This is a genomic window from Bacteroides sp. ET336 (genome assembly GCF_024733815.1).
In the GTDB taxonomy this organism is placed as follows: Bacteria; Bacteroidota; Bacteroidia; order Bacteroidales; family Bacteroidaceae; genus Phocaeicola; species Phocaeicola cellulolyticus.
Genome location: NZ_JANRHK010000004.1, coordinates 57,146 through 79,740 on the forward strand (window position 1 = coordinate 57,146; position 22,595 = coordinate 79,740).

16 protein-coding genes are annotated in these 22,595 nt (G+C 39.6%); 6 read left to right on the forward strand and 10 right to left on the reverse strand.

Features of this window, described 5'->3' with window-relative positions:
* Positions 1-49: 49 nt before the first annotated feature.
* The 6 genes from NW213_RS05915 to NW213_RS05940 all read right to left on the reverse strand — a co-directional run bounded on the left by NW213_RS05915 (position 50) and on the right by NW213_RS05940 (position 11,330).
* Positions 50-2,281, reverse strand: a complete 2,232-nt coding sequence (locus tag NW213_RS05915) for a GH92 family glycosyl hydrolase (RefSeq protein ID WP_258322153.1) — start codon at positions 2,279-2,281, stop codon at positions 50-52.
* A 38-nt stretch (positions 2,282-2,319) separates the two neighbouring features.
* Positions 2,320-3,291, reverse strand: coding sequence for a glycoside hydrolase family 130 protein (locus NW213_RS05920; RefSeq protein WP_258322154.1), 972 nt, complete (start codon positions 3,289-3,291; stop codon positions 2,320-2,322).
* Positions 3,292-3,322: 31 nt separating this feature from the next.
* The gene (locus tag NW213_RS05925; RefSeq protein WP_258322155.1) at positions 3,323-4,669 is read right to left on the reverse strand and encodes an MFS transporter; all 1,347 of its coding nucleotides are present in this window, start codon (positions 4,667-4,669) and stop codon (positions 3,323-3,325) included.
* Positions 4,670-4,674: 5 nt separating this feature from the next.
* Positions 4,675-6,963 (reverse strand): GH92 family glycosyl hydrolase, encoded by a 2,289-nt coding sequence (locus NW213_RS05930; RefSeq protein WP_258322156.1) that lies wholly within the window; start codon positions 6,961-6,963, stop codon positions 4,675-4,677.
* A gap of 25 nt (positions 6,964-6,988) precedes the next feature.
* Complete coding sequence (locus tag NW213_RS05935; RefSeq protein WP_258322157.1) at positions 6,989-9,226, reverse strand: GH92 family glycosyl hydrolase; 2,238 nt, start codon at positions 9,224-9,226, stop codon at positions 6,989-6,991.
* Between the two features lie 97 nt (positions 9,227-9,323).
* Positions 9,324-11,330, reverse strand: coding sequence for a glycoside hydrolase family 97 protein (locus NW213_RS05940; RefSeq protein ID WP_258322158.1), 2,007 nt, complete (start codon positions 11,328-11,330; stop codon positions 9,324-9,326).
* A 491-nt stretch (positions 11,331-11,821) separates the two neighbouring features.
* Here NW213_RS05940 and NW213_RS05945 point away from each other — a divergent pair, with 491 nt between their 5' ends.
* From NW213_RS05945 to murI, 6 genes are all read left to right on the forward strand, one after another.
* Positions 11,822-13,225, forward strand: a complete 1,404-nt coding sequence (locus tag NW213_RS05945) for a DUF6242 domain-containing protein (protein ID WP_258322159.1) — start codon at positions 11,822-11,824, stop codon at positions 13,223-13,225.
* Positions 13,222-13,977: an isoprenyl transferase gene (locus NW213_RS05950; protein WP_258322160.1), complete on the forward strand. Its 756-nt coding sequence runs from the start codon at positions 13,222-13,224 to the stop codon at positions 13,975-13,977. The genes NW213_RS05945 and NW213_RS05950 overlap by 4 nt, the downstream gene beginning before the upstream one ends.
* Before the next feature lie 45 nt (positions 13,978-14,022).
* Positions 14,023-16,638 carry an outer membrane protein assembly factor BamA gene (gene bamA, locus NW213_RS05955; RefSeq protein ID WP_375338118.1) on the forward strand — a complete coding sequence of 872 codons (2,616 nt, stop codon included), beginning with the start codon at positions 14,023-14,025 and terminating at the stop codon, positions 16,636-16,638.
* Positions 16,639-16,745: 107 nt separating this feature from the next.
* Complete coding sequence (locus tag NW213_RS05960) at positions 16,746-17,261, forward strand: OmpH family outer membrane protein (protein ID WP_204391806.1); 516 nt, start codon at positions 16,746-16,748, stop codon at positions 17,259-17,261.
* Between the two features lie 76 nt (positions 17,262-17,337).
* Positions 17,338-17,907: an OmpH family outer membrane protein gene (locus NW213_RS05965; RefSeq protein WP_154043797.1), complete on the forward strand. Its 570-nt coding sequence runs from the start codon at positions 17,338-17,340 to the stop codon at positions 17,905-17,907.
* Positions 17,908-17,997: 90 nt separating this feature from the next.
* A complete protein-coding gene (gene murI, locus NW213_RS05970; protein ID WP_235340012.1) occupies positions 17,998-18,840 on the forward strand; it encodes a glutamate racemase in 843 nt (280 codons plus the stop codon).
* Between the two features lie 11 nt (positions 18,841-18,851).
* Here murI and NW213_RS05975 read toward each other — a convergent pair whose 3' ends face one another.
* From NW213_RS05975 to pyk, 4 genes are read right to left on the reverse strand one after another with little or no spacing between them, the layout of a single operon-like run.
* A complete protein-coding gene (locus NW213_RS05975; RefSeq protein WP_258322161.1) occupies positions 18,852-20,075 on the reverse strand; it encodes an FtsX-like permease family protein in 1,224 nt (407 codons plus the stop codon).
* Between the two features lie 37 nt (positions 20,076-20,112).
* Entirely contained in the window at positions 20,113-20,445 is a 333-nt protein-coding gene (gene rbfA / locus NW213_RS05980; protein ID WP_154043794.1) for a 30S ribosome-binding factor RbfA, read from the reverse strand.
* A 10-nt stretch (positions 20,446-20,455) separates the two neighbouring features.
* On the reverse strand, positions 20,456-21,097 hold the full coding sequence (locus tag NW213_RS05985; protein ID WP_154043793.1) for an O-methyltransferase: 642 nt from the start codon (positions 21,095-21,097) through the stop codon (positions 20,456-20,458).
* 8 nt (positions 21,098-21,105) lie between these two features.
* Positions 21,106-22,566, reverse strand: a complete 1,461-nt coding sequence (gene pyk / locus NW213_RS05990; protein WP_154043792.1) for a pyruvate kinase — start codon at positions 22,564-22,566, stop codon at positions 21,106-21,108.
* Positions 22,567-22,595 lie beyond the last annotated feature (29 nt).

The window sequence follows — 22,595 nt, forward strand, 5'->3', positions numbered from 1 at the left end:
CTTATGAGTATTTTTCCTGAAAATACTGTCCAATAAAGTTTAGTTCGTATTACTTGTGGAACCTTAAAGTTCCAGATTCTACCAGCGAATTATGCTTCACTCTATATCCGCATGATGAATTTCCCATTTCGATACGTTTTATATACCCGTCGGTATTCTTTTCATCATCCACGACCTCTATTACAAGCTGTTTCTGTTTATAGAACTTTGGATTCAGAGTTATGGTTATCTTGTCGAAAGTAGGAGCAGTCAGAGTATATTCCGGCACTCCAGGACAATCAGGATAGAATCCCATCATACTGAATATCGCCCATGCCGACATTGTTCCTGCGTCATCATTTCCAGGAATACCGTCGGGAGTTGGTTTGAAATATTTTTCAAGCAACATTTTGACAGTCTTCTGCGTTCTCCATTCTTCACCTTTAAAGTAACTGAAAAGATAAGGATAGGCTATGTCCGGCTCGTTGGCAGGGTCGTAATATCCCTTGTCGAATATCATCTGGAGCTTATCTACAAACTTTTTCTTTCCTCCCATAAGTTTTGCCAGTCCCTTTACGTCGTGAGGCACATAGTATGTATAGTTCCATGCGTTTCCTTCGTGGAATCCAGGACTAGGCTCGAAGTTTTCGCCCTGTTTAGGATCGAAAGGGCTGTAGAACTCTCCGTTTGGCAAGATAGGACGTAAGGTGCCGAACTCCTTGCAGTAGTAATTCTTATATCCCATAGAACGCTTATAGAACATCTTTGCGTCATCATTCTTTCCCAGTTCTTTAGCTAGAGTTGACAAAGCATAATCAGCAATGTAATATTCCAGTGCATGAGACACGGAATTATCAAACTGTTCCATCAACGGAACATAACCTTTTGAGATATAATCGTCATTATCAGGACGCATCAGATTATCTTTTCCCGGCATGGTGGCTGACTTATACATTGCCTCGTATGCCAGATTGATGTCGAAATCTCTGAGTCCTTTCATCCATGTATCGACTATGACCGGCAAACTAGGGTCGCCCTCCATAGTGAGCGTTTCCCTTCCATAAAGTTCCCATTTTGGAAGCCAGCCATGTTCTCTGTACATATCCAACATAGTTTTCACCATCTCAATCTGACGTTCAGGATAAACGAGTGTCATCAGCTGATGAAGATTTCTGTATGTATCCCATAAAGAGAATACCGTATATCTGTCGCCCTTAGTAGAAAGTATCTCATCACCTTCCATCGAAGGATACTGTCCGTTTACGTCCTGCAGGATGTTCGGATGAATAAGTGTATGATAAAGGGCTGTATAGAACACTGTCTTCTGTTCTTTTGTTCCTCCTTCCACCATTATTCTGCCCAGGTCGTCATTCCACCTGTTTCTTGCTTCCTGATGTATTTCGGCAAAATGTCTTCCGGCTTGTTCCTTGTCAAGATTTTCTCTGGCATTTGCAATACTTACAAACGATACGCCTATGGATACTTCTATTTCTTCACCTTCGGAGGTATTGAATGTGTACCACACTCCTATATCGTCGCCTGCAATGTCTTTTCCATATTTATCGTAAATCTTGTATTTCCCGTTGTCTTTGTCCCATTCTGCCTCAACGCCATACATTTTTCTCTGTTTTTTCCAATATCCGGACTCGGCGGGAGCCTTGCTGACTCTCATCACGAAATATATCGGAAAGACAGCCTGTGGATTATAGCAAAAAGTACCAAGAAGCTTCATGCCCTCAATCTCGGTTTCACTGACTTTTCTTACGAAAGCACCTGTTTCATTGGTCAGACCTTCACCAAGATTAAGCAGTATATTGCTTTTCCCTTTAGGGAAAGTGAAACGTGTCAGTCCGCTTCTCATGGTAGCAGTCGCCTCTGCCAGTATATTGTACTTTTTCAGATAGATGCTGTAATATCCCGGATTGGCCGTTTCCTTTTCATATTTACTGCCGTAGTTCTTATAATCGACATCCAGTTCGCCGGTTGTAGGCATCAAAAGCAAAGATCCCAACTCCGGACATCCCACTCCACTGAGGTTTACATGAGAAAATCCGGTAAAGTAACTGTTCGTATAATCATACGGAGTTGACCACCAACGCGCATCCTTGTCATACACATTATCGGCGGAACCCATAACATTAAACGGAACTACGGACATCATCCCGTTGGGACAAACGGCACCGGGATTACATGTTCCGAAATTGGTAGTACCTATAAACGGATCAACATAATCTGCCGGCTGCTGCGACATTGCAGTTCCGGCAGAGAAAAAGAATAAGGTGTATAATAGTAGTTTTTTCATAATCATATATAACTACTACAGTACAAGTCAGTATTTCCTTATACTATAGAATTGTTTTTTACAAAATCTATTATCTCTGAGATATACCCGAATGCCATACCTACCACTGTATCGGCAGCACCGTAATAAACGGCTACCCTTTCGCCATCCTGGAGTGCGGCACATGGGAACACTACGTTAGGCACATCTCCCTGGAGTTCATAAGGAGCGGCAGGAGCGAGCAGATAAGGGCGAGTACGATACAATACCTTTTCCGGATTATCCTTGTCGAGTATCACAGCCCCCATTGAATATCTGAAACCGTTGCACGTAGTAATAACTCCGTGATAGAACATAAGCCAGCCTTCATCTGTAAGGAACGGAACAGAACCTGCACCTATCTTTGTGCACTGCCATGCACTTTCAGGGAAAGGAGTCACTTTCATCACACATCTGTGTTCTCCCCAGTATTTCATATCAGGACTGTAGCTGATATATATATCGCCAAATGGAGTATGTCCATTATCACTAGGACGACTCAGCATGGCATACTTGCCGTTAATCTTCTGTGGGAACAGCACACCGTTTCTGTTGAACGGAAGGAAAGCATTCTCACACTGGAAGAATTCCTTGAAATCGAAAGTATAGGCTATGCCGATAGTTGGTCCGTGATAACCGTTACACCATGTAATCCAGTAGCGGTCTTCAATCCAAGTGACACGAGGGTCGTACTTGTATTCCGACTCTATCATATCAGTATTTCCCGCCTTGAACTTAATAAGTTCATGATTAATTTCCCAGTTTATACCATCCTTACTGAAACCTGCAAAAATATTCATCTGGACAGCTTTGTTATCACAACGGAAAACTCCGGCAAATCCATCCCCAAAAGGAACAACAGCACTATTGAATATACTGTTAGAAGTCGGAATATGATATCTTCCGATAACAGGATTCTTTGAATATCTCCACATTACATCGTTGCAACCTGCCGGGCGTTCTTCCCAAGGCATAATAAATTTTTCTGTCATAATTATTAGATTTAAATGTCATATAATAAGTTTACTCTCTCTGTCCTTCAATAAGTGTACCATCCTGATTATATTTGAACGGTATAAAGTAAGTTATCAAAAATGCCGGTATAGTGGCAATCAGAACGAATATGAAGAATGGTTCGTAACCTCCAGGTCTGTTGAACCATTCACCCAATGTCTCACAAACCCATCCGCTCATCATTCCCGGTATCATCACTCCAAGATTCATTATTCCTGAGGCAAAAGCATAATGCGCCATCTGGTGTTTGCCCGGAGCTACCTGCTGCATCATAAACAATGTCAGGCCTACGAAACCGAAGCCATATCCGAAATACTCGAATACTATTCCACTACATATTATCAAACCGCTTTCCGGCTGGAAGAAAGCCAGAAAGGCATATACCACAAACGGTAAGTTAAATATACAGCATAAAGTGAATAAAGTATTTTTCAACCCTTTTGCAGAAATGTAATATCCGGCAAGCAATGACCCTAATACAAAGGCTGCAGCACCATATGTACCATAATAAAGGCCTATCTCTTTTTCAGACAGTCCTAATCCTCCGGCTTCTCTGGCAGCTTTCAGGAACAATGGTACAATCTTCATCACAAAGCCTTCCGCAAATCGGTATAGAATAATGAAACAAATATAATATATTATATGAGTCTTACGGAAAAAATCCGACAATACATTATACAACTCTGATAAGATTTCTTTTCCGCTTCTCTTACCTTCATTCTTTACCACCTTTGTCGATGGCAATGCAAATATATGATACAAGGCCAGCAATATCATAACGGCAGACAGTATAAGCATGATTGTCATCCATGATTTCTTGTTTGCCTCAAGCACCGAACCTGCTTCCGAATAACTCTCTATAAAATATCCGGCAAGATAGACCAGTCCTCCTGTAGCCACAATCTTAGCGATATTATAGAACGCGCCCTGCCATCCTATATATTTAGCCTGTTCTGAGTTGGATAGTTCGCTCATATAAACGCCATCGCACGCAATATCATGTGTAGCCCCACTGAAAGCTATCACAGCAAGCAATGCTATGGATATAGCAAAGAAGCTGCTCAAATTCAGCGACAAGGCTACAAGACCGAATGCGATACCCGTTGTCAGCTGGGTTGCCACTACAAAAAACTTCTTGGTCTTGAAAAGTTCCAGGAAAGGACTCCACAAAGGTTTCAATGTCCACGGGAGAAGTATCAATGATGTCCAGAATGTTATAAGCTTATCATCTACTTCCAATCCCTTGAACATGAGTACCGTCACCATATTCAGGACTACAAAAGGCAGTCCCATAGCAAAATAAGCCGATGGAACCCACGTTATAGGACTTCTACGTTTAGTGTTACTATTATCCATAACAATCATTTCTTTTCGTTTGAGAATGAATATGGAGCATCTGTCAATTCTATACCACGTTTCAGATTAGGTTTACTATCCATCTGAATATCAATGGTACAGCCCTTCATAAGTTCCGAATGATTAATATAGTTCTTCGAATAATCAGTGCCGTTCCACTTCATATTCAGGATATACTTATTATCATCGTTATTTCCGTTCGCATTGATAACAACTTCATTACCGTTTTCAAGATGCAGCACTGCTTTCTTAAACAATGGAGCTCCCAATACGTACTCATCTATTCCAGGGCATACAGGATAGAATCCAAGTGCAGTAAACACATACCATGCAGAAGTCTGTCCGTTGTCTTCATCCCCACAATAACCGTCAGGAGTGGCAGAATACATTCTGTTCATTACTTCCCTCAACCAGTATTGTGCCTTCCATGGCTGACCTGCATAGTTATACAGGTATATCATGTGTTGTATCGGCTGGTTTCCATGTGCATAGTTACCCATATTCATTACAGTCATCTCACGAATTTCGTGTATCACCTGACCGTAATAGCTTTCGTCGAACAATGGCGGTACAGAGAAAACAGAGTCAAGCATAACGACAAACTGTTCCTTACCTCCCATCAGATCAATCAATCCTTGAGGATCGTGGAATACCGACCATGAATAGTGCCAGCTGTTACCTTCAGTGAAGGCATCACCCCATTTCAGCGGAGAGAAAGGTTTCATGAATTCTCCATTCTCATTACGTCCTCTCATCAGGCAAGACTCCTTATCAAAAAGGTTTTTGTAGTTCATTGCACGTTTGGCATAAAGATTTACCTCTTTCTTAGGACGTTTCAATTCTTTTGCCAGTTTATAGATACACCAGTCATTATAAGCATATTCCAAAGTACGTGCAGCGTTCTCATTTATTTTTACATCGTAAGGTACATATCCCAGTTTGTTGTAATATTCATATCCCAGACGTCCTGTAGAAGAGATTTCAGGATGTACATTATTTGTACCATGAATTAATCCTTTATAGAGTGTTTCCAGATCTTCCACTTTCACACCTTTCATATATGCATCTACCAATACAGAAGCCGAGTTGTTTCCTATCATACATCCTCTATGTCCCGGACTTGCCCATTCAGGGAAGAATCCGCTTTCCTTATAAGTATTGATCAATCCTTCCTGAATTTCTTTATTGACAGACGGATACATCATGTTAAGCAAAGGGAACAGACATCTGAATGTATCCCAAAAGCCCGTATCTGTGTACATATATCCTGCAAGAACCTTACCGTTATAAGGACTATAATGAACCACTTGTCCGTCTTTATCTATCTCATAGAACTTTCTAGGGAAAAGCAATGATCTGTAAAGGCATGAATAGAAAGTCCTGTACTGGTCAAGGTTTCCACCTTCTACCTCTATCCTCCCTAGAACATCATTCCATGCGTCTTTTCCCTTGGCTACGATAGTATCGAAACTGTCATTACCCAATTCCTTCAGATTTATTTCTGCCTGTTCGTGGCTTATAAACGATGAAGCCACACGGGCATGAACTTTTTCGCCTTTTTTAGTACTGAATCCAATAACGGCATACACATGGTCAGCATGTTGTTCTTTAGCCTTTTCGTCCAGCTTTCCATCTGCCACTGTAGCAGTATAGGTAAAAGGTTTGTCGAACTCTATAACAAAATAGTTCTTGAAATTATCAGGCACTCCACCGCTGTTTCTTGTAGTGTATCCTATAATCCTGTTCTTATCGGCATCAACTTTTATATATGGGCATTCCTTAAATTCGCCTTTATGGAATGCATCAACCACGATGTATGATTTTTCATTCTCTGGGTATGTAAATCTGAACATTGCAGCTCTCTCAGTAGGAGTCAACTCCGTCACTACATCATGTTCCGCCAAATACACTTTATAATAATAAGCTTTAGCCACTTCACCCTTATGAGAGAACCAGCTGGAACGTTTTTCCTCATCAAACTCAGGTTTGCCTACAACCGGCATTATAGAGAATTGTCCATAGTCATTTATCCAAGGACTTGGCTGATGTGTCTGTTTAAAGCCCTTGATTTTATACGCATTATAGGTATATTGCCATCCGTCACCCATTTTTCCTGTCTGAGGTGTCCAGAAATTCATACCCCAAGGTCTGGCTATAGCCGGATAAGTATTACCTGTTGACAATTCGAAAGACGACTGGGTTCCTACCAATGGATTTACATAGTCCGCATAATTACTTGCATATGCTGCAAATGCTATGCATAATAGAAATATAGGCAGCAAAAGTTTTTTCATGGTTATTGATATATTAAGTTTATAATTATTTTTCTGCAATCACGCCCCATTTTGTAGGTTTGTCGGTCATAGTAAACTCTATGACACCACCTTTCATTATATCTTTATGGTTGATGAACGGTTTCTCTAAAGCGACACCATTCAATTTTACAGATTTCACATAGCAGTTTTCACGACTTACATTCTTTGCTAATATCTTAAAAACCTTATTTTCAGCAAACCTTATTTGCATTTCCGAGAACATAGGAGTACCTATCTGATATTCCCCTGATACTGGATTGACAGGATAAATTCCCATTGCACTCATTACATACCAAGCCGACATCTGTCCGCAGTCCTCATTTCCACATAATCCGTCAGGCGAATTCTTATATAATTCATGCATTATTTCAGAAACATACTTCTGCGTTTTCCACGGGCTGTCAGTATAATTATATAGATAAGCCACATGATGACTAGGCTCATTTCCGTGAACATACTGACCTATCATACCTGTACTGAATATAGGAAGCTGTTCATTTTCTTTAGGAATAAGTGTAAACATACTATCCAATTTCTCCTCAAAACGTTTTTTACCACCTATCAACTCTATCAGTCCATCTACATCATGCTGCACTGACCACAAATACTGCCATCCGTTGCTTTCCGTAATGTGCGGTGTATATTCCTCCGGTTTGAATCTTGCTATAAAATTACCCTTACTGTCCTTTGGTTGCATGAACGAAGAATTTTCATTGAATACATTTCTATAGTTCGAGGCTCTTTTATAGAAATTATCTGCAAGATCTTCCTTGCCCATCTTTTCTGCCATTATGGCTATACAATAATCATCGAATGCATACTCTAAAGTCTTTGACAACGACCAATTTTCGCTATTGTATTTATCTACAACATCATAAGGTATATATCCCATATTTTTATAAAGACCTATCTGTCTGTAATCATCAAGATTTGCAGTTTTCACACACTCTTTCAATGCCGATTCAGCATCAAAATCACCTATACCTTTAAGGTATGCATCAACTATTACCGGAACAGAATGGTAACCTATCATCATATCAGTCTCACTTCCAAACATGTTCCACACCGGCAACCTTCCATTCTGTTCAGAAAATGCAATAAGGGATTTTACCATATCATTTACCCTTTCAGGCTGTATGATAGTAAATAACGGATGTGCCGCTCTGTAAGTGTCCCAAAGAGAGAATGTGCTATAATTGGTCCATCCGTCTGCCTTATGTATCTTTTTATCAGGCCCGTAATAGCTACCATCCACATCCCCATAAATTGTAGGTGCCAGCATGCTATGATAAAGAGCTGTATAGAATGTTACAGTTTCATCCATATCGCTGTTTTCAACTTCTATTTTACCCAAAGCATCATTCCACAGCTTTTTGGCTTTATACAAATATGAGTCAAAATCACTTTCCTGTGCTTCGGCCATAAAGTTTCTTTCAGCACCTTCCATACTTACACCGGAAATAGCTGTTCTTATCACAATCTGCTCATTTTCGGAAGTATTATAATTTATTCTGGCGATATACCCATGACCGTTCTCCTTGCCATCTTTAATTATCGGAGACTTATCGAGTTGCAAACTGTCAAACGGTCTTGAGAACTTGGTATAGAAATATATTTTCTGGTTTCTTGCCCAGCCATTGGAATATCTGTAACCTTTAAGTGTTACCGAATCGACCTGTTCTATATATGAATCTTTGGTCTCATCCCAATTCATAGCTTTTTTCAGGTTAAGGAATATAGCTGATTCTGCCTTAGGGAATGTATATCTCTGTATGCCACACCTCTCTGTTGCAGTCAATTCCACATTTATTTTGTAATCTTGTAAGAACACTTGATAATATCCTGCATATGCACTTTCCTTTTCATGTGAGAATTTGGAATGAATTCCTAAAGGCTGTTCGGCTTCATTGTATGGCAGAGTTACAGGCATAAACGATATATCATAAAGATCTCCGGCTCCCGTGCCAGAAAGATGCGTATGACTGAAACCTGCAATAGTACTGTCCGGATAGAAATATCCGGCTATTCTGTCCCATCCAGGTAAACCGTTATCGGGACTAAGCTGTACCATTCCGAAGGGTACCTGTGCCCCCGGATAAGTATTACCTGTAAAATCCGTCCCTATAAAAGGATTCACAAACTGAGTATAATCTAAAATCTGATTACTCTCTTTTTCATTACATGACGAAACTGTTACAGCCGTCAAAGCCAGACCCACACATATAATAGTCAAATATTTCATATAAATAAAGTTACAGTTATCACATTAATAACAATTACATATAATTACGTTTTAAACGGTCATTGAAAAGAAGTCAAATGCCATTATAAAACATAATCTAGTCTAGCAATTTAAAATAAACAGCCTGTCCACCTCCACGCGCCATCTTTATATGCAAGGAGTCTTTATTACTCACTTTACAATGAGTTATTTTGTAGGAAGACGGATTTGTTTCCCAATCGGCATCATCACCGTCTGCATATATCACAGCATCATAATAATATCCATCTTCCAGAAAGTCTAGTTTTATATCTATATCACGTGCCTGTTCATTTGTGGAAGCACCAAGGAAAAACTTATCCTTAGCTTTCCTTACAATTACTACATATTCGCCAGGCTCACCGTCTAAAGCCTTAGACCATTCACAGTCCGGGTCAAAATCACGGAAAAACTGGAATGCTGGATGACCTTCATAATTCTCTATCATATCCGAAGCCATCTGAAGTGGCGAATACAATATAACCCAATTGGCTATCTGTTTTGCCAATGTAGTATTTACACGACAGTCTTTACTGTCTTTCATATTCCACTTTTTCCTGTCAGGAGAGTTTTTTATACGCTCATAAGTAATATCAAATATTCCCGGAGTATAGTCCATAGGTCCTGCAAGCAATCTGGTAAATGGCAATATAACATGATGTGAAGGAGGATTGCCATCACTCCATGCGTTCCATTCCATACCTCTGGCACCTTCACGAGTCATCATATTAGGATATGTCCTGCGAATACCGGTATCTTTTATCGGTTCATGCACGTCAAGTGTGGTATGAAACTTGGCTGCTGTTTCCACAACTTTACGGTAATGACGTACATTAAACTGTCCATGATGATTATGACCATTAGGAAGTCCGCCGGCATAGCCTGTCTTTACAGCGTTTATACCCATGTCAGAATACCATTTATAGGCATTGTCAAGCTGGCGCTCATAATTCAATATGTTTCCACCTGTTTCATGATGTCCTATTATCCTAACTCCTTTTTTATTAGCATAATCCACAAGTTCTTTTATATTGAAATCATCATATGGAGCTGTATAATCAAAATGTTGTGTACCTCCCCAGTTTTCCCAACCTTTGTTCCACCCCTCATACATAACAGCATCAATGTTATTCTCAGCTGCAAAATCTATATAACGCTTTGCGTTGGCAGTTGTTGCACCATGTCTTTTACCTTCATACCACGTTTCCACCCCTAAATGCATACCCCACCAGATACCGATATATTTCATTGGCCGAATCCAATCCGTGCTTTCCAATTTACAAGGCTCGTTAAGATTCAAAATCAATGAAGAGTTTATCAAATCCACGGCTTTCGAACCAACCTGAACAGTCCTCCACGGACTTACAAATTTTCCTCCTGCAATCTTAACCTTTATCCCATCAGGCCATGGTGCAAGTTCCGATTTGAAAGTTGTACCTTCAATACGTTTCAATGTCATCTCAGGAAAATCCGTAAGAGCTGCTTCATGAATACTTGTATAAACACTTCCGGACTTAAAGGTAATCGGAGTATTGGCGTTCTTTATCTCGCTTAACGATTTGTTTCTATATAATAATTCATAAGTTTCAAAATTGGCAGGTATTGACCAGGATTTGCCATCTTTTGCAATATTGAATTCTGTAAGTTCATCAATAATAAACAGGCTGTCAACATCACGGACATCGTATTCGTATCTGAATCCAACACCATCATCAAAAGCCCTGAAACGTATGGTCAGATCTACTTGTTTACAATCTGAAAGTCTGACTGCCATCTCATTATATTTATTCCGTATAGTTTTATTTTCTCCCCACGGTTGCGTCCATGTTTCATCAACAGAAGTATGTTCTACACCGTTTATCTTAAGATGAGATGATAAAGAAGCACCATTCAAGTCCCTAAACCCCATTACTGAAGGAAGAATCAGAACACTGTCTTTCACTTTTATCTGATATGTAGGCTTATTTTCATTATTTACAGTAAAAATCACATTAATTGTTTTATCCGGTGAAGACACTTCTGTTTTTCCTCCGGAACAGGCATAAATAAAAAAAGACAAAACGGCAAGTAATGTTATTTTATTCATAATATAAAGATTTTGATTTATAAAGGGTTAACTAATCAAATGGTTTTAAGATATTATTGTTCTTGTTATTTTTACATAAAAAATAATAGCAAAAAACCATTGTACATAAAAAAGACAAAATAATAAGTATTTCAGTGACTATTATTTTCAGGGCTCTGTGCTTTTCAATTCATTTCCAATATCAGCAACGTTTTAAAAAAACTCATATATGCAAATATACTATTTTAATTTATTATTTACAATAATAATCCTAGAGAACTATTAAAAACAAAGACAGCATAATAAAAGCATATATCCTCCGAAATGTTCATATACAGATTTAAAAACCTATTAAACAGCGTTTAAATACATTTTAAAATACTATACATTCCACTGTTGGGCGATAAAAACGGAGAGTTTATCCATAATTTTATATAAAACTGACGGAAATGTTCTGTTTAGACAAAAAAACTTTCTACTTTTGCAACTTGTAACATAGAAATCATTTGCAAATGAAAATAAGAATATTACCATCTTTAGTTGCCGGCATAATGACGGCTACATTTTTTTTATCTTCGTGTCTGGGAAATGATTACGAAGAAATAGAGTATCCTTCTACATCTAGTATCACATCATTTTCTATCGGTACACTACACCAGACATTCTATGTGAAAAGTTCAGAAGGAGAAGACAGTGTATATACAGATACAGTGAGCTATGCTGATGTCCCTTTTACCATAGACCAAATCAACAGAAAAATATATAATAAGGATTCTTTGCCTAAAGATGTTGACATAACGAGAGTTGTGGCAAGTATTTCTGCAGATTATGCGGCTGTATATTACGTAAAGAATGATAAAGACACAATATGGACAACCGCCGACTCACTGGATTTCAGCAAACCGGTGACATTCAAGGTAATGACTTTCAATCCTACACTTAACCAGTTTGATTTTGGAGCTCCATACGTAGTAAGCGTTAATGTACATAAACTGAATCCGGATTCTCTGGTTTGGAAACATTTCGAAAACAATAAATTTGCAAACGGTACTACTTATGCCAGACAAAAGGCCGTTTACACTAACGAAACTTTATATGTATTCGGTGAAACTGCAGATGGAAACGTACTGGCAAATAAGGCATCAGTAGAAAGAGGTAATATATCCAGCTGGGCAGAAATTACACTTCCTGCCGGTACAAACATTTATTCAGCTACAGCTTTCAACAATAATGTCTATTTCGTAGCAAACAGAGAATTATACTTTCTGGAAAATCAATTCACTAAAATCGGCAATTCTACCGGATTGACTAATCTGATTTCTGTCAGCAACGGTAAGCTTTTAGCATACAAAGGTAATGAGAATAAAGTCGTTACTATCGATTCTGAAGGAAATGAACTGACAGGAGAAGAAAGTAATTTTGTGAGCGGCAATGACCTGAACGGACGTATGTCTGCCATATCAATGCCTTCATCTCACAATAAGGATTTATGGAGAACCATCGTAATGACAAACAATATCGGGACATCCGAAGCAGATTCTACTGCTACAGTATTCAGCTACATTTCAAATGATACAGAATGGGTGAAATATCAGCCAAACAACCCGACTACATGTCCTAATCAGGGAAATATCTCTATGATTACTTACGACGGCAAAATATATGCATTCGGCGAAGATTTCGATTATTTCTATACTTCAAACGACAACGGACTGAACTGGAATCAGGAAACCGGATACATGGTGTTCCCATCTGAAAACAAAAACGGAATAGACAAGCTTACAACTTACCGCGGAAACGGAAGCTACTCTGCTGTAGTAGAGGAAAATGGTAACAAAGGCTCGTTTATCTGGTTTATATGGGAGGACGGAAGCGCTACCAGAGCACTTCTGAACAGACTTACGCCTAAGGAATGATTATTAAAACAAAGAACAAGATGCTATATAGAGAAAAAATAGATAAAACCAGAATACCCGCACACATAGCAATAATAATGGACGGTAACGGCAGATGGGCTAAGGAAAGAGGTCATGCCCGTACGTTCGGTCATCAAGCTGGTGCGGAGACTGTACATATAATAGCAGAAGAATCAGCCAGACTTGGTGTGAAATTTCTTACCCTATATACTTTCTCGACAGAGAACTGGAACAGACCTGTTGACGAAGTAGCTGCCCTTATGAGTCTGCTCATGGATTCGATAGAGGAAGAGACTTTCATGAAGAACAATATTAGCTTCAGAATTATAGGTGATACATCAAGACTTCCGAAAGATGTACTCGACCGTCTGAAAAAATGTATTGAAAATACATCACGCAATACCGGCATGTGTCTGACTCTGGCTTTAAGCTATTCTTCAAAATGGGAAATAACAGATGCTATGAAACAGATTGCAGAAAAGGTAAAACGAGGAGAATTGTCTGTAGATGAAATAACAGACAAGACCATCGACAGCCATCTGGCAACTAATTATATGCCTGACCCTGAACTGCTGATCAGAACAGGAGGAGAAATAAGACTGAGCAACTACCTTTTGTGGCAATGTGCCTACTCTGAGCTTTATTTCAGCAACACCTACTGGCCGGATTTCAAGGAAGAAGAGTTATGCAAAGCCATCTGCGATTATCAAAGCAGAGAACGCCGATTTGGAAAAACTAGTGAACAATTATAATATTAAGCAATGAGATACCGTCTTTTACTCATATCTATGATGACCATGGGCCTGTCTTTCGTATATGACAAAGGATATGCCCAGGATAATACTACCGAAAACGATAAACCTGTAATTCTATACAACGGTTCGCCAAAGAAATACGAGATTGCGGATATAAAGGTTACAGGCGTGAAAAACTATGAAGATTATGTACTTATAGGAATTTCAGGTCTTGCTGTAGGGCAGACCATCACTGTGCCTGGCGACGACATCACGGGAGCCGTAAAGAAATACTGGAGGCACGGATTGTTTTCGGACGTAAAAATCTCGGCAGACAAGATTGAAGACAACAAAATATATCTGCATATCGAGCTGAAACAACGCCCGCGTATAACTGACATACGTTTCTATGGGGTAAAGAAGAGCGAGCGTGAAGATTTGCAGGCAAAACTTGGATTGGTAAAAGGTAGTCAGATTACACCAAACCTTATAGACCGTGCAAAAATTCTGATCAAGAAGCACTTCGACGAGAAAGGTTTCAAAAATGCTGAGGTAAACATCGTAGAAAGAGAAGACACAGCCAATGTAGAACAGGTATATGTAGATGTGAACATTGACAAGAAGGAAAAAATCAAAGTTCACCAGATTACAATAGACGGTAACACTGTCCTGACAGACAAGAAGCTTAAAAGGGTAATGAAGAAGACAAACGAAAAAGGTAAACTAGTAAACCTTTTCCGTACAAAGAAATTCATCGAAAGCAACTTCGAGGCTGACAAGCAGCTCATCATAGACAAGTATAACGAACTCGGTTACCGTGATGCCCTTATCGAAATGGACAGCGTAAGCCAATATGACGACAAAACTGTAAACATCTACATGAAGATATACGAAGGTGATAAATATTACCTGAGAGACATTACATGGGTGGGTAATACAGTTTATCCTTCGGATTTGTTGAGCGAACAGCTTAGAATGAAGAAAGGTGACGTATATAACCAGAAACTGCTTAACGAACGTATCAGTGGAGACGAAGACGCCATCGGTAACAATTACTATAACAGAGGATATGTATTCTATAACCTTGATCCAGTGGAAGTAAACATAGACGGTGACTCTATCGACCTGGAAATGCGTATCACCGAAGGTCCGCAGGCTACTATCAGCCACGTACGCATAAACGGTAACGACCGTCTGTATGAGAACATTGTCCGTCGTGAGTTGAGAACCCGTCCGGGTGACCTTTTCAGTAAAGAAGCTCTGGAACGTTCATATCGTGAAATCGCGCAGATGGGACACTTCAACCCTGAAAACATCCAGCCTGACGTACAGCCTAATCCACAGGACGGTACGGTTGACATCAACTGGGGTCTGGAATCAAAGGCCAACGACCAGGTGGAATTCTCTGCAGGTTGGGGACAGACAGGTGTTATCGGTAAACTGAGTTTGAAGTTCACAAACTTCTCGTTTGCCAACCTGTTCAGAAAGAATGACAACTACCGCGGTATTCTTCCTCAGGGAGACGGCCAGACACTTACCATCAGCGGTCAGACAAACGGTAGATACTATCAGTCGTACAGCGTTTCATTCTTCGACCCATGGTTCGGAGGAAAACGTCCTACATCTTTCTCAGTATCGGCATTCTACTCTGTTCAGACTGACGTAAGCAGTAACTACTATAACTCGGCATACATGAACAACTACTATAACATGCTTTACGGTTACGGTAGCTATTACAACAACTATTATGGCAACTACTATAATAACTACGAATCTTACTACGACCCTGACAAGTCAATCAAGATGTTCGGTGCGTCAATCGGTTGGGGTAAGCGTCTGAGATGGCCTGACGACTATTTCACTATCTCGGCTGAGTTGTCTTACCAGAGATTCATGTTGAAAGACTGGAGCTACCTGTACATCAAGCTGAACAACGGACAGTATATGAACACAGGTAACTGTAACAACATCAACCTGAACCTGACACTTGCCAGAAACTCTACAGACAACCCTATCTTCCCAAGATACGGTTCTGAATTCTCGGCATCGGTATCGTTCACTCCGCCATACTCACTGTTCAGTAAAAAGGATTATTCTACTTACGGAAAAGATAACTACGAAGAAGCTGCAAGCATGTACAAGTGGATTGAATACCACAAATGGAAATTCAAAGCAAAAACTTATACAGCATTGCTGCCTATACAGAAATGTCCTGTATTGATGACACGTACTGAGTTCGGTATCTTAGGTCATTACAACAAATACAAACGTTCTCCGTTCGAAACATTCTATGTGGGTGGTGACGGTATGACAGGATATAGCTACAACTACGCATCTGAAACTATCGCACTACGCGGTTATGAAAACGGTTCATTAACTCCATACGGTAGCGAAGGTTATGCATACATCAGACTTGGTGCTGAGTTGAGATACCCGCTTATGCTTGAAAATTCAACAAGTATCTATGCTTTGGGATTTGTGGAGGCAGGTAACGCCTGGACAGATGTGGCTGACTTCAACCCATTCCAGTTGAAACGTTCAGCCGGTGTCGGTGTTCGTATCTTCCTTCCAATGATCGGTATGATGGGTATTGACTGGGCATATGGTTTCGACAAGATAAACGGCTCAATGCAGTATAGCGGCAGCCAGTTCCATTTTATAATCGGACAGGAGTTCTAATATTAAGAGAACAAGGTCTCAGTTACAAGTTGATAGAAAGGTTCTCCATCCGGATGGCAACCTTGTCAACTAACTTAAGAACTAACAAACTCAAAAACTCAAATATTATGAAGAAATTGTTTCTATCACTACTGATAATTATGTCAGGCATAGTAGCAGCACATGCACAGAAATTTGCACTCATAGACATGGAATTCATTCTGAAGCAAATCCCTTCATACGAACAGGCCAACAAGCAAATGGAAACCCTGTCAAAACAATGGCAAGCAGAAGTTGAAGCCAAGTCAAAAGAAGCAAAAGCACTGTACGAAGCATATCAGAAATCAGCATCAGGCTTAAGCACTGAACAAAGGACAGCCAAAGAAGAGGAAATAATTGCCAAGGAAAAGGAAGCTGCTGAATTGAGACAGACATACTTCGGTCCTCAAGGCGAAGCAATGAAGAAAAGACAGGAGCTAATTTCTCCAATACAGGATGCAATCTACAATGCTGTAAAAGAAATAGCTACACAGAAAGGATATGATGCTGTAATCGACAGAGCTTCGGCACAAAGTATGATTTTTGCATCTCCGCGCATTGATATTAGTAATGAAGTTCTTTTGAAATTAGGATATTCAAAATAATTTTATACATTTGCAACCGAAAGAAAAACACACGTAATAAACTAAGAATATAACAATAAAATAGAAAACAAAGATTATGTTGAAAAAATTAGCATTATTGCTTATGCTCGTTGCACCAATGAGCATATTTGCACAGAAGTTCGGATACTTCAAATCAGAATCAATTATCTTGGTAATGCCTGAATACGCAAAAGCTCAGACTGATATCCAGGCCTTGCAGAAACAATACGAAGATGAAATCAAACGTGCTTCTGACGAGTTCAACAAGAAATTCGCAGAATTCCAGCAGGAACAGAAGAACCTTCCTCAGAACATCCTTGAACGCCGCCAGAAAGAGCTTCAGGAACTTTCTGAAAAAGGAATGCAGTTCCAGCAGGATGCTCAGCAGCAGCTGCAGAAAGCTTACGCTGACATGATGAACCCTATCTACGAAAAGATGGAAAAAGCTGTTCAGGCTGTAGGTAAGGCAGGTGGTTATGTATTCGTATTCGACTTGAACCGTACAGATATTCCTTACGTTGACGAAACTCAGGCTAAGGATATCACAAACGATATCAAGACTAACCTTGGAATAAGCTTGACAGCTACTCCATATGTGCCACAGGCTCCTGCTACACTTCCAGCAGCTCCCAATACAAACAAATAATTAAAGAATTTATAAATTAAACATACCGGTGAGGAACCTGTTCACACAAATGCCGTGTTTACAGGTTCTTCACCTTTTAATTTTATTTGCATGCCATATTTAATTAATCAGATAAAAGGACCAATAGGAGTTTTTGATTCCGGATACGGCGGACTAACCATACTGAAAGAAATAAGAAAGCTGTTGCCCGAATATGACTTTATGTACTTGGGTGACAATGCACGCACTCCTTATGGGACACGTTCTTTCGAAGTAGTGTATGAGTTTACTCTACAAGCTGTCATAAGACTTTTTGAACTAGGGTGTCCGTTAGTTATTCTGGCATGCAACACCGCATCAGCAAAAGCTCTTAGAAGCATACAGCAAAACGACCTACCTTATCTTGATAATTCCAGAAGAGTGCTTGGAGTAATAAGGCCTACAGCCGAAAGTATCGGTGAAGCAACCGTAAGCAGACATGTAGGTATATTGGCTACATCAGGGACAATAAAATCTGAATCTTATCCGATGGAAATAAAGAAACTGTATCCGGATATAAAGGTTACGGGTGTAGCATGCCCTATGTGGGTACCACTGGTAGAGAACAACGAATTCGACTCAGATGGAGCAGACTTTTTCGTAAAGAAGTACATAAACGAACTTTTGGAAAAAGACAATCAAATAGATACAATAGTACTGGGATGTACCCACTATCCGTTGCTTATAGACAAAATAAGGGAATTTACTCCTGACGGAATAAGAATAATTACTCAAGGAGAATACGTGGCAGACAGTTTAAAAGACTACCTGAAAAGACATAAGGAAATAAACTCCAGATGCACAAAAGGAGGAGACTGTCAGTTTCTCACTACAGAATCTGTAGAGAAATTCAAAGAATCAGCATCAATCTTCCTACATGAGGATGTTTCAGTGAGGAGTATTACACTGGGGTAAACAGATTGGTTTTACAATAACCTCTTGCTAAGATATCTTACCGGATACCACACTGAGATAAATCCAATCACAAGTACTGTTATAAATATAAGTACTACATCCCAAGCATGAACACTTACAGGATAAGAATCGACAACAAAACTGCCGGAATTTCCCAATGATATTATTCCATACTCCTGCTGCACAAGACAGAGAATCAATCCCAAGATTACTCCTGCAACAGCACCAATAAATGATATCATCCTTCCTTCAAATAGAAATATTCTTACTATCTGATTGTCGGAAGCTCCTAGGTTTCTGAGTGTCTGAACATCGTTTTTCTTGTCAATTATAAGCATGGACAATGAACCTATAACATTGAAACATGCTATCATAAGTATAAAGGTCAGGAAAATATACGAAATAAGCTTTTCTATCTCCATTATTCTGAATGTATCGGCCTGCTGCTCGTATCTATCCTGAACATAGAAGTCTTCGCCCAGAATTCTTTTTATCTTTGAGATTACATCCTTCTCGTTAGCTGTTGGATAAAGACGTAAGTTGACTGCCGAAACCTCTTTATCATACTGAAACAAATTGCGTGCAAAGTCAATTGATGTCAGAATATATGAGCCATCATATTTCTCCTGATTTACAGTAAAAGTCAGTCCTGAAGAGAAAAGGTCATCACTCACAAAACTGCTCATTGGATTAGCCATGTTTATTTTTGCTCCACGCTTTGGAGCATAAACTTCAAGAGGATCAAGGAAACGGATACCCGTACCTAATGTGGAAAGCAGCTGCAAGCCAGGAATGGCATAATCAGCAACTTCGTCGTGAAGAATAAGTTCGCCACGACCAAACAATATACTGTCTATTGGAGTAAGCTTATCAAAGTTGTCCTCTACTCCTTTTATAACTGCCATTACCTGTCTCCCTTTATATTGCACCATTGCATTATCTTCAACAGACTCTGAATAGACGGCTACCTCAGGCATATTTTTAATCTGCGACAGAACAGGCAGGCTACCGTCAAACACTTTTCCTTTGACTGAAGTTATCTTCACCTGAGGATCAAACGCAGTGAAGAATGTTGCCACCATATCCTGGAAGCCATTAAAAACAGAAAGTGTGCAGACCATTGCTAATGTAGCCAAAGCAACTCCGCACACAGAAATACCTGAAATTACATTTATTGCATTATGCGATTTCTTCGAAAACAAATACCTTTTAGCGATGTAAAAAGGGAAATTCACGGCAATTAAATTTTATCAGTAATACGACAAGCCTCTATTATTTAAGAAGCTGATCTATCTTTTCAGCATAATCCAAAGAATCGTCGATAAAGAACTTCAGCTCCGGAATTATACGCAGCTGATGACGCACGCGTCCTCCGAGTTCAAATCGTATTGCTTTGGCATTTGCATTAATATTCTTTACTATCTCTTCTGCCCTTTCCGACGGGAAAATACTTAGATAAGCACGAGCATAACTCATATCTGGACTGATTCTCACTACGCTTACAGATACCAATACGCCAGGCATTGATTTTGTCTGTGCCAAAAATATTTCGCTCAATTCTTTCTGAATCAGTCTGGCAATTTTATTTTGTCTGGTTGTTTCCATAAAATTATTTCTATTTTTTTCTTATTATTGTAAGACCGTCACGCATTGGCAATATCACCTTTTCCACCCTGTCGTCTGCCGCAACCAAGTCATTAAATTTCTTTATTCCTATAGTCTGCAAATCGGTGTGATGCGGATTTTCCTCAAGAACATGACCATCCCATAAAGTATTATCTGCCAGAATATACCCACCACTTCGAAGCTGTTTCAATATCATTTCGTAGTATTCCACATAGAAACGTTTGTTGCCATCCATAAATGCCAGATCGAATGTTATATCCAGTGTAGGTACTATCTGCATTGCATCACCTATGTAGAACTTTATCTTGTCGGAATATGGCGAATTTTCCAACCATGGACGTGTAAAGTCCTCTTGTTCGTCATTAATCTCGAAAGTGTGAAGCATAGCTCCATCCTCCAGTCCTTCAGCCAGACAAAGGGCGGAATATCCACTGTATGTTCCTATCTCAAGAACCTGTCTTGGGCGAATCATTTGGACAAACATCTTCAACATTCTACCCTGAAGATGCCCTGAAGCCATACGGGGACGCAGTAGTTTTACATGCGTCGCCCGATATAATGCTTTCAGATAATCTCCTTCTTCATCAATATGCTGAAGTATATAATCGTCCAGAGCGTCCGTTTCTTTCATTATATTGATTATAAATAACGGTTCTTGTTAGGAAGAACATAATCTTCTGCATGTTCAAGAACATCGTTCACCTGATTGATTTCAAGGAATGAAGTCTTTGTACCTGCCTTACCACTACTCAAATATGCCACCATATCATTGCCGGATAATACCCCATCGTTTATCAGCTTACGAAGAGCAGTGAAATAATATTCCTGTCCGTTGGCCTTCTCTGGCATGTAGATAGCTTCTACACCATATGAGAGAGCAAGATGACGCATTGTCTTTTCCTTATAACAGATAGCCAATACAGGATGCTTTCCACGATATGCAGCAAGGCTGCGAGCTGTCAAACCGCTGAAACTGTCTGTAATGATAGCGTGTATAGGCATTAGGTTAGTAGCACGTACTGCCGATTTTGCAAGGAATCCTGTTACATCTGCATTTTCAGGAGTAAGACGAATCTGAATATCGTTTTCTTCCATTTTATCCTTTTCTGCCTGAGCAGCAATCTTAGCCATAGTCTTAACTGCTTCAACAGGATACTTACCATATGCAGTTTCACCACTTAACATCAAAGCATCTGTACGATAATAAATGGCATTTGCAATATCGGTAACTTCAGCACGTGTAGGACGTGGATTATTAATCATAGTGTGAAGCATCTGAGTTGCAACGATTACCGGTTTACGTGCAAGAATACACTTCTTGATCAACTGACGCTGAATACCAGGAATGCGTTCCTGTGCCACTTCAATACCAAGGTCACCACGGGCAACCATCACACCGTCTGCCACTTCAAGGATTTCATCAATATTGTCAACACCTTCCTGATTTTCGATTTTTGCAATAATCTTTATATCGCTGTTATGAGCATCTAGAATTTCACGAATGTCAAGAACATCCTGACGATTACGTACGAATGAATGGGCTATAAAGTCGATATCTTTTTCTATTGCATAAAGAATATTGTTACGGTCTTTTTCTGTCAATGAAGGAAGGTTGATACGTACACCCGGAACGTTCACACTCTTACGGCTTCCCAATGTAGCATCGTTCTGAACTTCACAGAACAGGGTAGTTTCATTCTTATCGACAACTGTCAATGCCAAATCACCATCATCAATAAGAACAGAAGCGCCCACTGACAAATCGTGAACAAAATTCTTATATGTAACAGAAATACATTCTCTTGTAGTTTCCTGATCCGGATTTCCTACAATCTGTACTTTATCACCTATTTTAAAATCGATAGGACCTTCTGCGCTTGCAGTTGTACGCACTTCAGGACCTTTTGTATCCATCAGAATAGCTATACGGTTAGAAACTTGGCGCACATTGGATATCAATTTTTCGAAACCTTCACGGCTGGCATGCGCTGTGTTCATACGAACAACATTCATACCTGCATTAAAAAGATCTCTGATAAAATCCACTTCACAGCGCAAATCTGAAATGGAAGCAACGATTTTTGTTTGTTTAAGCATCATAATAAAAAAACTATTATACCTGTTTTACA

What these genes read in the sequence shown, in the direction of transcription:
- NW213_RS05940 (WP_258322158.1), bottom strand. Translation starts at nt 11,330, where the DNA reads ATGAATAAAATAACATTACTTGCCGTTTTGTCTTTTTTTATTTATGCC.
- NW213_RS05960 (WP_204391806.1), top strand. Translation starts at nt 16,746, where the DNA reads ATGAAGAAATTGTTTCTATCACTACTGATAATTATGTCAGGCATAGTA.
- NW213_RS05925 (WP_258322155.1), bottom strand. Translation starts at nt 4,669, where the DNA reads ATGGATAATAGTAACACTAAACGTAGAAGTCCTATAACGTGGGTTCCA.
- NW213_RS05965 (WP_154043797.1), top strand. Translation starts at nt 17,338, where the DNA reads ATGTTGAAAAAATTAGCATTATTGCTTATGCTCGTTGCACCAATGAGC.
- NW213_RS05920 (WP_258322154.1), bottom strand. Translation starts at nt 3,291, where the DNA reads ATGACAGAAAAATTTATTATGCCTTGGGAAGAACGCCCGGCAGGTTGC.
- NW213_RS05915 (WP_258322153.1), bottom strand. Translation starts at nt 2,281, where the DNA reads ATGAAAAAACTACTATTATACACCTTATTCTTTTTCTCTGCCGGAACT.
- NW213_RS05945 (WP_258322159.1), top strand. Translation starts at nt 11,822, where the DNA reads ATGAAAATAAGAATATTACCATCTTTAGTTGCCGGCATAATGACGGCT.
- NW213_RS05985 (WP_154043793.1), bottom strand. Translation starts at nt 21,097, where the DNA reads ATGAAAGAAACGGACGCTCTGGACGATTATATACTTCAGCATATTGAT.
- NW213_RS05935 (WP_258322157.1), bottom strand. Translation starts at nt 9,226, where the DNA reads ATGAAATATTTGACTATTATATGTGTGGGTCTGGCTTTGACGGCTGTA.
- bamA (WP_375338118.1), top strand. Translation starts at nt 14,023, where the DNA reads ATGGGCCTGTCTTTCGTATATGACAAAGGATATGCCCAGGATAATACT.
- NW213_RS05930 (WP_258322156.1), bottom strand. Translation starts at nt 6,963, where the DNA reads ATGAAAAAACTTTTGCTGCCTATATTTCTATTATGCATAGCATTTGCA.
- NW213_RS05950 (WP_258322160.1), top strand. Translation starts at nt 13,222, where the DNA reads ATGATTATTAAAACAAAGAACAAGATGCTATATAGAGAAAAAATAGAT.
- murI (WP_235340012.1), top strand. Translation starts at nt 17,998, where the DNA reads ATGCCATATTTAATTAATCAGATAAAAGGACCAATAGGAGTTTTTGAT.
- pyk (WP_154043792.1), bottom strand. Translation starts at nt 22,566, where the DNA reads ATGATGCTTAAACAAACAAAAATCGTTGCTTCCATTTCAGATTTGCGC.
- rbfA (WP_154043794.1), bottom strand. Translation starts at nt 20,445, where the DNA reads ATGGAAACAACCAGACAAAATAAAATTGCCAGACTGATTCAGAAAGAA.